This window comes from Brooklawnia sp., assembly GCF_032229645.1.
GTDB lineage: Bacteria > Actinomycetota > Actinomycetes > Propionibacteriales > Propionibacteriaceae > Brooklawnia.
The window spans coordinates 2684-10121 of record NZ_JAVTWX010000066.1 but is presented as its reverse complement, the minus strand read 5'-3'; the positions used below and the strand labels follow the sequence as shown (position 1 = coordinate 10121).

The 7438-nt window shown below is 61.6% G+C and carries 8 protein-coding genes and 1 pseudogene; 1 reads left to right on the top strand and 8 read right to left on the bottom strand.

Going from position 1 to position 7438, the window contains the following annotated elements; translation table 11 throughout:
- Positions 1-326: 326 nt before the first annotated feature.
- The 8 genes and pseudogenes from AAFP05_RS04700 to rpmH all read right to left on the bottom strand — a co-directional run bounded on the left by AAFP05_RS04700 (position 327) and on the right by rpmH (position 5212).
- A complete protein-coding gene (locus AAFP05_RS04700; protein WP_341728697.1) occupies positions 327-1283 on the bottom strand; it encodes a ParB/RepB/Spo0J family partition protein in 957 nt (318 codons plus the stop codon).
- Positions 1280-2152: a ParA family protein gene (locus tag AAFP05_RS04695; RefSeq protein WP_341728696.1), complete on the bottom strand. Its 873-nt coding sequence runs from the start codon at positions 2150-2152 to the stop codon at positions 1280-1282. The genes AAFP05_RS04700 and AAFP05_RS04695 overlap by 4 nt, the downstream gene beginning before the upstream one ends.
- A gap of 16 nt (positions 2153-2168) precedes the next feature.
- Complete coding sequence (gene rsmG, locus AAFP05_RS04690; protein ID WP_341728695.1) at positions 2169-2804, bottom strand: 16S rRNA (guanine(527)-N(7))-methyltransferase RsmG; 636 nt, start codon at positions 2802-2804, stop codon at positions 2169-2171.
- Complete coding sequence (locus AAFP05_RS04685) at positions 2805-3278, bottom strand: R3H domain-containing nucleic acid-binding protein (protein WP_341728694.1); 474 nt, start codon at positions 3276-3278, stop codon at positions 2805-2807.
- Positions 3279-3336: 58 nt separating this feature from the next.
- Positions 3337-4431 carry a membrane protein insertase YidC gene (yidC, locus tag AAFP05_RS04680; protein WP_341728693.1) on the bottom strand — a complete coding sequence of 365 codons (1095 nt, stop codon included), beginning with the start codon at positions 4429-4431 and terminating at the stop codon, positions 3337-3339.
- Positions 4432-4514: 83 nt separating this feature from the next.
- A pseudogene (gene yidD, locus AAFP05_RS04675) lies at positions 4515-4727 on the bottom strand (membrane protein insertion efficiency factor YidD); the annotation flags it as partial.
- Positions 4724-5071, bottom strand: coding sequence for a ribonuclease P protein component (gene rnpA / locus AAFP05_RS04670; RefSeq protein ID WP_341728692.1), 348 nt, complete (start codon positions 5069-5071; stop codon positions 4724-4726). The pseudogene yidD and the gene rnpA, both read right to left, overlap by 4 nt.
- 3 nt (positions 5072-5074) lie before the next feature.
- Positions 5075-5212 (bottom strand): 50S ribosomal protein L34, encoded by a 138-nt coding sequence (rpmH, locus tag AAFP05_RS04665; protein WP_341728691.1) that lies wholly within the window; start codon positions 5210-5212, stop codon positions 5075-5077.
- 449 nt (positions 5213-5661) lie between these two features.
- Between rpmH and dnaA the strand changes: the two genes are divergently transcribed.
- Positions 5662-7080, top strand: a complete 1419-nt coding sequence (gene dnaA, locus AAFP05_RS04660; protein WP_341728690.1) for a chromosomal replication initiator protein DnaA — start codon at positions 5662-5664, stop codon at positions 7078-7080.
- The last annotated feature ends 358 nt before the right edge of the window (positions 7081-7438 follow it).

Here is a 7438-nt window from a genome sequence, read left to right as displayed (position 1 = left end):
CGATGCAAGGCGGCAAGACCAAGGGAGCGCTGGTCAAGGCGATCGAGGCCGTCCTTGAAGCATAGAGTATCCGATCTGTCGGACCATGAAGGCACGTGTGGCCGCTCCCTGTGCGGTGAGGGGGCGGCCACTGTCATGTCGAGCCAGACCAGTGAACGGTGAGATCGAACCATCGGGCGTCTCTCACGCCGGACCGGACGATGCGCATTATTGCTGTATCGGTTTAGGTGTTTAATGCTTTAACCATATATCGATATATGCACTAGGGATCGCAGGCGACGACGACGCCACCCCCAGCCGCTTGATCCGGCGCAAGACCTAGCCGGTCAATCGCCGCGTCCTGGCGTATCCACGTCCAACAATCCCATGATTCGATCCAGGTCGTCCGCGTCGGCAAACTCGATGGTCAACCGGCCCTTGCGTGCTCCCATGCTGACCTGTACCCGGGTGTCCAGCCAGTCTGCCAGTCCGTTCGCGTGCGTGAGAACCTGTTCCGGGAGTGCACGGGCTGTCCGTTGGCGTGGGCGCGTCGGCCTCTCATCGACTCGGTGCGCCAGGGCGACCGCTTCCTCGGTGGCGCGCACCGACATTCCCTCTGCCACGATCCGCTGCGCCAATTGTTCCATCGAGAGCGGATCGTCCAGCATCAATAGCGCTCGCGCGTGGCCGGCCGACAGGACTCCGGCCGCCACTCGGCGCTGTACGGACGTGGGTAAATTCAATAGTCGCAGCGTGTTTGAGAGGTGCGGACGAGACCGCTTGATGCGACTGGCGAGTTCTTCCTTGGTGCAGCCGAAATCGTCCAGGAGCTGTCGATACGCGGCGGCTTCTTCGAGCGGATTCAGTTGCGCGCGATGCAGATTCTCCAGAAGCGCGTCCCGCAGCAACTCGGCTTCATCGGTGACGCGGACGATCGCAGGTATCGCATCAATGCCCGCGAGCTTGTGCGCGCGCCAGCGGCGCTCTCCCACAACGAGTTGGTATTGATCGTCGTCCAACTTGCGCACGACAACCGGCTGCAGCAATCCGATCTCGCTGATCGATTCTGCCAGCTCGGCCAGCTCGTCTTCGTCGAACACCTGCCGCGGCTGCTGAGGATTGGGGCTGATCTGCGCTACCGGAATCTCTGCGAAGTAGGAACCGTCTGGCATGACAACCGAGGACTCCGTATCCGTCGACTCGCCGCTCCCCAATTCCTCCCTCGAAGCCGGTGCCTCAAGGTCGGTCCTCTGAAAGAGTTCGCCCAGCCCTCGGCCGAGGCCGCCTCCTGGGCGCCCGCTCATCGCGTCGCTCCGACTGTCGCCGCCTCGACCGAGAGCCGCGCACCCCGCTGCGCGATCTCCTCAGCCGCCCTACGGTAGGCCTTGGCCCCGACGGACTGTGGGTCGTAACCCAGGATCGTCTGGCCATAACTCGGGGCTTCACTAAGGCGCACGGAGCGGGGGATGAGCGTGACCAGGGTTTGATCAGGAAAGTACTGGCGTACTTGTTCGCCTACCTGGGCGGACAGCTTGGTTCGCGCATCGAACATCGTCAGCAGCACAGTCCCGATCTCAAGTTCGGGATTGAGCTCGTCTTTGACCAGGTCAATGGTGCGCAGTAGGTGGCCGACGCCTTCTAATGCGTAGTACTCGCATTGGATCGGCATCAGAATCTCATTCGCTGCGACCAGTGCGTTGAGGGTCAGAAGTCCCAGTGATGGCGGGCAATCGAAGATCACGTAGTCGACCGCGCTATCGGCTAGATGGGCCGACACCGCCTTCCGGAGTCGTTGCTCACGGGCGACCTGCGGCACCAGCTCGATCTCCGCTCCGGCCAGATCGATCGTCGCGGGTACCACGACGAGATTCTCCGACTCGGGAGAGGGTTGTTGAACGTCGGCGATCTTGGCGTGCTGCAGCAGCACCTCGTAGGTGCCGGCGATGCCGGGCTGGTGATTGATGCCGAGGGCTGTACTGGCGTTGCCCTGCGGATCCAGATCCATCATCAGGACCTTCAGCCCGCCGCGGGCCAGCGCTGACGCCACATTGACCGCGGTCGTGGTCTTCCCGACTCCGCCCTTCTGGTTGACGATGACGATCGTCCGAGTCTGCTGTGGCGATGGGAGCTGCGTTTCACGTGAAACGGTGGATCCCTTGGGGCTGGACTTCATCGCCAGGTCGCCTCCCTTACCTCACGGGCTGCGTTTCACGTGAAACGCTCTGAACCCGAACCACAAAAGTCTCCTCAAGGTTAGCGGCTGCCCGCACCGGCCGCACGTCCGCCACGAGCCCGCTGGCGAGCAAACTGCTCTGCGCCTCGGCTACCTCGTCGGCTACCGAAGAGCCTTTCAACGCAAGCAGCTCACCGCCGGGGAGAAAGAGGTGCTTCGTCCAGCCGACCAAGCGGGAGAGCGGAGCAACGGCTCGCGCGGTCACCACCTCGAAGGATCCCTCGAGGTCCTCCGCCCGAGCCCGCACGACTCGCACACGATCATCGAGGCCCAGCTCAGCAACCACCTCTGTCAAGAAGACCGAGCGGCGCAGCAGTGACTCGACCAGCACAACCGACACATCGGGACGAACAATGGCAAGAGGGATTCCAGGAAGACCTGCACCGCTGCCGATGTCCGCCACCGAAGCACCCTTGGAAACCAAGGGCGCAACCGCCACGCTGTTCAAAATATGTCGGTCCCAGAGCCGATTCGCCTCACGGGGCCCAAGCAGACCTCTATCGATTCCTCGACTTGCCAATATATCGACATATCGAGTAATCACCTCGCGGTCGTCCCCGAATACACTCTCCAGGACGGCCTCGCCGACCACTCAGTCGGCCTTCCGGATCACCACATGCCGGTTCGGCTCTTGACCCTCGGACTCGCTCACCAACCCGGCAGCCGCCACGACATCGTGAACAACCTTCCGCTCGAAGGCGTTCATCGCACCGAGCCGCGCCGGTTCGCCCGTCTCCTGCACCTCCACGATCGCCTCGGTCGCGAGACCTTGGAGCTCGATCCGGCGCTTCTCACGAAAGCCTGCCACGTCGAGCATCAGACGGCTGCGCTTACCCGTCTCGGTCATCACTGCCAGCCGGGCCAGCTCCTGCAGCGCACTCAACACCTCGCCATCGCGTCCCACCAGCACGTCGCTGTCGGTCACGATCGACACATGCGCGCGGTCGCCTTCCGAAAAGATGTCGATGTCCCCATCGAGATCTGCGATCTCGAGCAACTCCTCGAGATAGTCGGCGGCGACATCGCCCTCCGTATCGAGGACCTTGCGAAGCTCTTCAGTATCCATGGTGAACTCTCCTGATCTGGACGCTTGATTCTGGGACCGACCGGACCCGAGGTTCGCGCTACTTCTTCTTACGTGCGGCGCGACTGCTGCGCTGCACTTGCTGACGCTGAACCACTTGCTTCTGGTCGCCGTCGGTGCGCACGGTCTGGCGATTCACCTGCTGGCGGTTCACCGTCGTCGGTTCGCCGGACTGACCTTTGACCGTCCTGCTCCCAGCGGCAGTGCCGCCACTGGAGCGCTTGCGGCCCTTGTTCGCGCGCTGACGTTCCATCTCCTTGGGGTCCTTCCCCTTCGCGACCATCCGCTCCTCCCACTCGACGTAAGCAGGGGTGTTCGGCGTCGGGTAGTTCCTGATGATCACGTACTGCTGGATGAAGGTCCACAGGTTGCTGATGATCCAGTAGACAAGCACACCCACCGGAATCTGCGGACCGATGAAGATGTACATCGCGGGCATCAGATACAGCATCATCTTCTGCTGCTGGCCCATCGGACCCTCGAAGGCCGACGGCGGCATGTTGCGGCGCATCATGTGCAACTGCTGGAAGAAGAGCAGTGCCGTCATCAAGATGATCATGATGAGCGTCAGAACCTGAGTGGCGCCGAAGCCGTTGGTCATCGGCAAGAAGGTGCCGGACAGCTGCGCATTGAACAGCGTCGCATGCCGAAGCGATTCGACAAGGTCCGGATTGTCCACGAAGAACGTGCCTCTGGCCTGCCCCTGTGCGGCACCATAGAGCACTCGATACAGACCCCAGAAAATCGGTAGCTGAATCAACATCGGCAGACAGCTCGACGTTGGGCTGACTCCTTCTTCCTTATACAGCTTCATCGTCTCTTGGCCCAGACGCTCCCGATCCGAGCCGTACTTCTCCTGCAGCGCCTGCACCTTCGGCTGCAAGGCCTGCATGGCGCGCGAGGAATTCAGCTGTTTCGCATAGAGCGGCATCATCAAGCTACGGATGACGATCGTCAAGACGATGATCGACAGGGCCCACGTGACGCCCGAATCGGTGCCGAAGATCGGCGCCCAGAGTCGGTGCGCGAGCACGATGATGCCCGAGACCGCCCAGTAGAGCGGCTGCATGATCGCACTGCCGATCTTGCCTAAGTCGTCCCAGATGCCAAGAAAGAGAAACGGATCGAAACCCATCAGGTCGCCACCTCATAGTTGTCGGGCGCATCATCGCAGCCCCTGAAACGCTCGGGGTGCGCGGCCATTTCGGCCTCCATAGCTGAACCGGGAACCGGATCGAATCCTCCGTGTGCCCAGGGATGACAACTGGCGATACGACGCACGATCAACCAGGAGCCCTTGATGGCGCCGTGTAGCTGCAGGGCCTCCAGCCCATAGGCGGAGCAGCTGGGGTAGTACTTGCACACATCTCCATAGAGCGGCGAGATCAGTTTGCGCCAGGCCATCACGAACCCGATCAGCAGATACTTCATCGACGCCCCTCCAACTTCCGAAGCCCAGACTGCCAGGCACCTGCCAGATCACCAGACAGATCGGCCGAAGCCAGGGCAGCAGCGGGCAAGGCCCGCACCACGACCCGAGTTCCGGGCGGAGCTTCGTCCAGGTGCACCCGCACCAGGTGACGCAACTGCCGCTTGACCCGATTGCGAGTAACGGCGTTGCCCACCTTCTTCGAAACCACGAATCCAACTCGTCGCTGCTGATCACCGGCCGATGACGCGTGTACCACGACACTCGGGCGCGCTACACGCACGCCACCACGAACCGTGGCACCGAATTCGCGCGATGCGCGCATCCGGGCGGCCGCCGGAAGCATCAGTCAGGCGGAGAGCTCGGCCCGGCCCTTACGGCGGCGGGCCGAAACGATGGCTCGCCCCGCACGGGTGCTCATACGCGCGCGGAAGCCATGGGTACGGGAACGCCGGCGGTTGCTCGGCTGAAACGTGCGCTTACTCAAGGGAGGTCTCCGTCATTCGTCTCGTGCATGCTTCGGGTGAAGCAAGATATAGGAGCCATCGCCAGCCGGAGGTGCGGCCCCTGCGGGCATGCACGCGATCCGTTCACGACAACGGTTCACTAATGTTACGCCACGCCCTCAATGATCGGCAAAAGCCCCCCTGAAACACCGCCACAACCCCGCGTCCAGCCGACACGCCGAACGATTCCTGATCTGTTGCGGTCTTCGCTTGCGTCCGGCCGCGGAAGTGACTAGCGTCTAGCGCCTGAAGCGAGTTTTCCACAGGCCGGCGGTCAGCAGCATTGCCTTTGGCTACCGGCCTTTTCGACGCAGGACCTGACGAGCGGGCATACCGACGGCAGACCTGTGGAAAACTATCGTGGCGGAGCGCGCTGACGACTGCCATCGTCGATAGATCTGAAGACCTGAACAGAAGGTGAGTAGCGATCGTGGCCGATGAGCATGAACTCATTTCAGCCGATGCGACGCTGGCAAAGGCCTGGCAGCACGTCTTGAATCATGCCGACAAGAACTCCCGGGCCTGGCTGAAGAGCTCACACCCGTTGACGGTCCACGGAACGGTCGTTCTCATCGCTGTACCCTCCGAGTTCGCCCGCGAGCGCCTCGAGACCCGCCAGCGTAGCGAGATCGAGCAGGCATTGTCGGATTTCTTCCACAATTCGATGCGGATCGCGGTCACCGTGCAACCCGACCTCGAGCTTGATCTGCAGCCACCCGATCCACCACCCGCGCCGGAGATCGTCGCTACCGAACTCACCCGCCGCGACGCGCCTCCGGTGGTGGCGCCCACAGCTCCCGCTGTCGAACGCAACGACGTCGACCGGCTGAACCCGAAGTACACCTTCGACAACTTCGTCATCGGCGACTCGAATCGCTTCGCACACGCCGCGGCAGCAGCAGTGGCCGAAAGCCCTGGAAAGGCCTACAACCCGCTGCTGATCTACGGCGATTCCGGGCTCGGCAAGACGCATCTGCTGCACGCGATCGGCCACTATGTCCGCGACTACTTCGAAGACGCCCGGGTCAAGTACGTCAGCACCGAAGAGCTGACTAACGACTTCATCAACGCAATCTCGGAGAACCGGACGACCGCCTTTCGGCGCACCTACCGCGATGTCGACGTGTTGTTGATCGATGACATCCAGTTCTTGGAGTCGAAGATCCAAACACAGGAAGAGTTCTTTCACACCTTCAACACGTTGCATAACGCTCAAAAGCAGATCGTGATGACCTCCGATCGGCATCCCAAGGCACTCGAGGCACTAGAACCCAGGTTGCGGAGCCGCTTCGAGTGGGGGCTGATCACCGACGTGCAGCCGCCCGACCTTGAGACCCGGATCGCCATTCTCAAGCGAAAGGCGGCGTCCGAGCGGCTTTCGTTGCCACCCGAGGTGCTTGAGTTCATCGGTTCGAGGATCCAGACGAATATCCGCGAACTTGAGGGCGCGTTGATCCGTGTCACGGCCTTCGCCTCGCTGAATCGTCAGGATGTCGACCTCAATCTCACCGAAGTCGTCCTCAAAGACCTCATCCCGATCGGACCGGAGGCCGAAGTCACGGCGTCCACGATCATCGACGAGACCGCGAAGTACTTCGGTATCGGCATAGACGACCTGATCGGTACCTCACGAACGCAGACCTTGGTGACCGCACGCCAGATCGCGATGTATCTGTGCCGCGAACTGACCGACCTCTCGTTGCCGAAGATCGGCCAACAGTTCGGCGGCAAGGATCACACCACGGTGATGCATGCCGACCGCAAGGTCCGCCAGCTGATGCGCGAACGTCGCAGCGTCTACAACCAGGTCACCGAGCTGACCAACAACATCAAACAGTCCGGCCACTGAGCGTCGGCACAGCGGCATCGCGCGCACAGGCCTGTGGATAACGCTGCTTGCCTGTTGACATTGTCGAACAGTCAGTGGACGAGCGGTGCATACTCATCCACAACCACGAGGTTCATCCACAACCCGCCGAGGACTCGTGGACGCCCAAGCAGAGTTGTCCACAGCCTGGCTTCACCCAGTGGACTAGCGGTGATGCGAGTTATCCCCAGATTCCACAGAAGTGATGACTACTACTGAAGATAACTACATCAATTGGAACTCGAAGTCACCGCTGTGGATCGGCACATGTGGCCCCGCGTGCCGATAGCCGAACAACCCTCAAGTAGTGGCTGAACCGGTTACCTGCTTAGCGGCTTGC

What these genes read in the sequence shown, in the direction of transcription:
- AAFP05_RS04700 (WP_341728697.1), bottom strand. Translation starts at nt 1,283, where the DNA reads ATGAGCGGGCGCCCAGGAGGCGGCCTCGGCCGAGGGCTGGGCGAACTC.
- AAFP05_RS04695 (WP_341728696.1), bottom strand. Translation starts at nt 2,152, where the DNA reads ATGAAGTCCAGCCCCAAGGGATCCACCGTTTCACGTGAAACGCAGCTC.
- AAFP05_RS04685 (WP_341728694.1), bottom strand. Translation starts at nt 3,278, where the DNA reads ATGGATACTGAAGAGCTTCGCAAGGTCCTCGATACGGAGGGCGATGTC.
- yidC (WP_341728693.1), bottom strand. Translation starts at nt 4,431, where the DNA reads ATGGGTTTCGATCCGTTTCTCTTTCTTGGCATCTGGGACGACTTAGGC.
- rnpA (WP_341728692.1), bottom strand. Translation starts at nt 5,071, where the DNA reads ATGCTTCCGGCGGCCGCCCGGATGCGCGCATCGCGCGAATTCGGTGCC.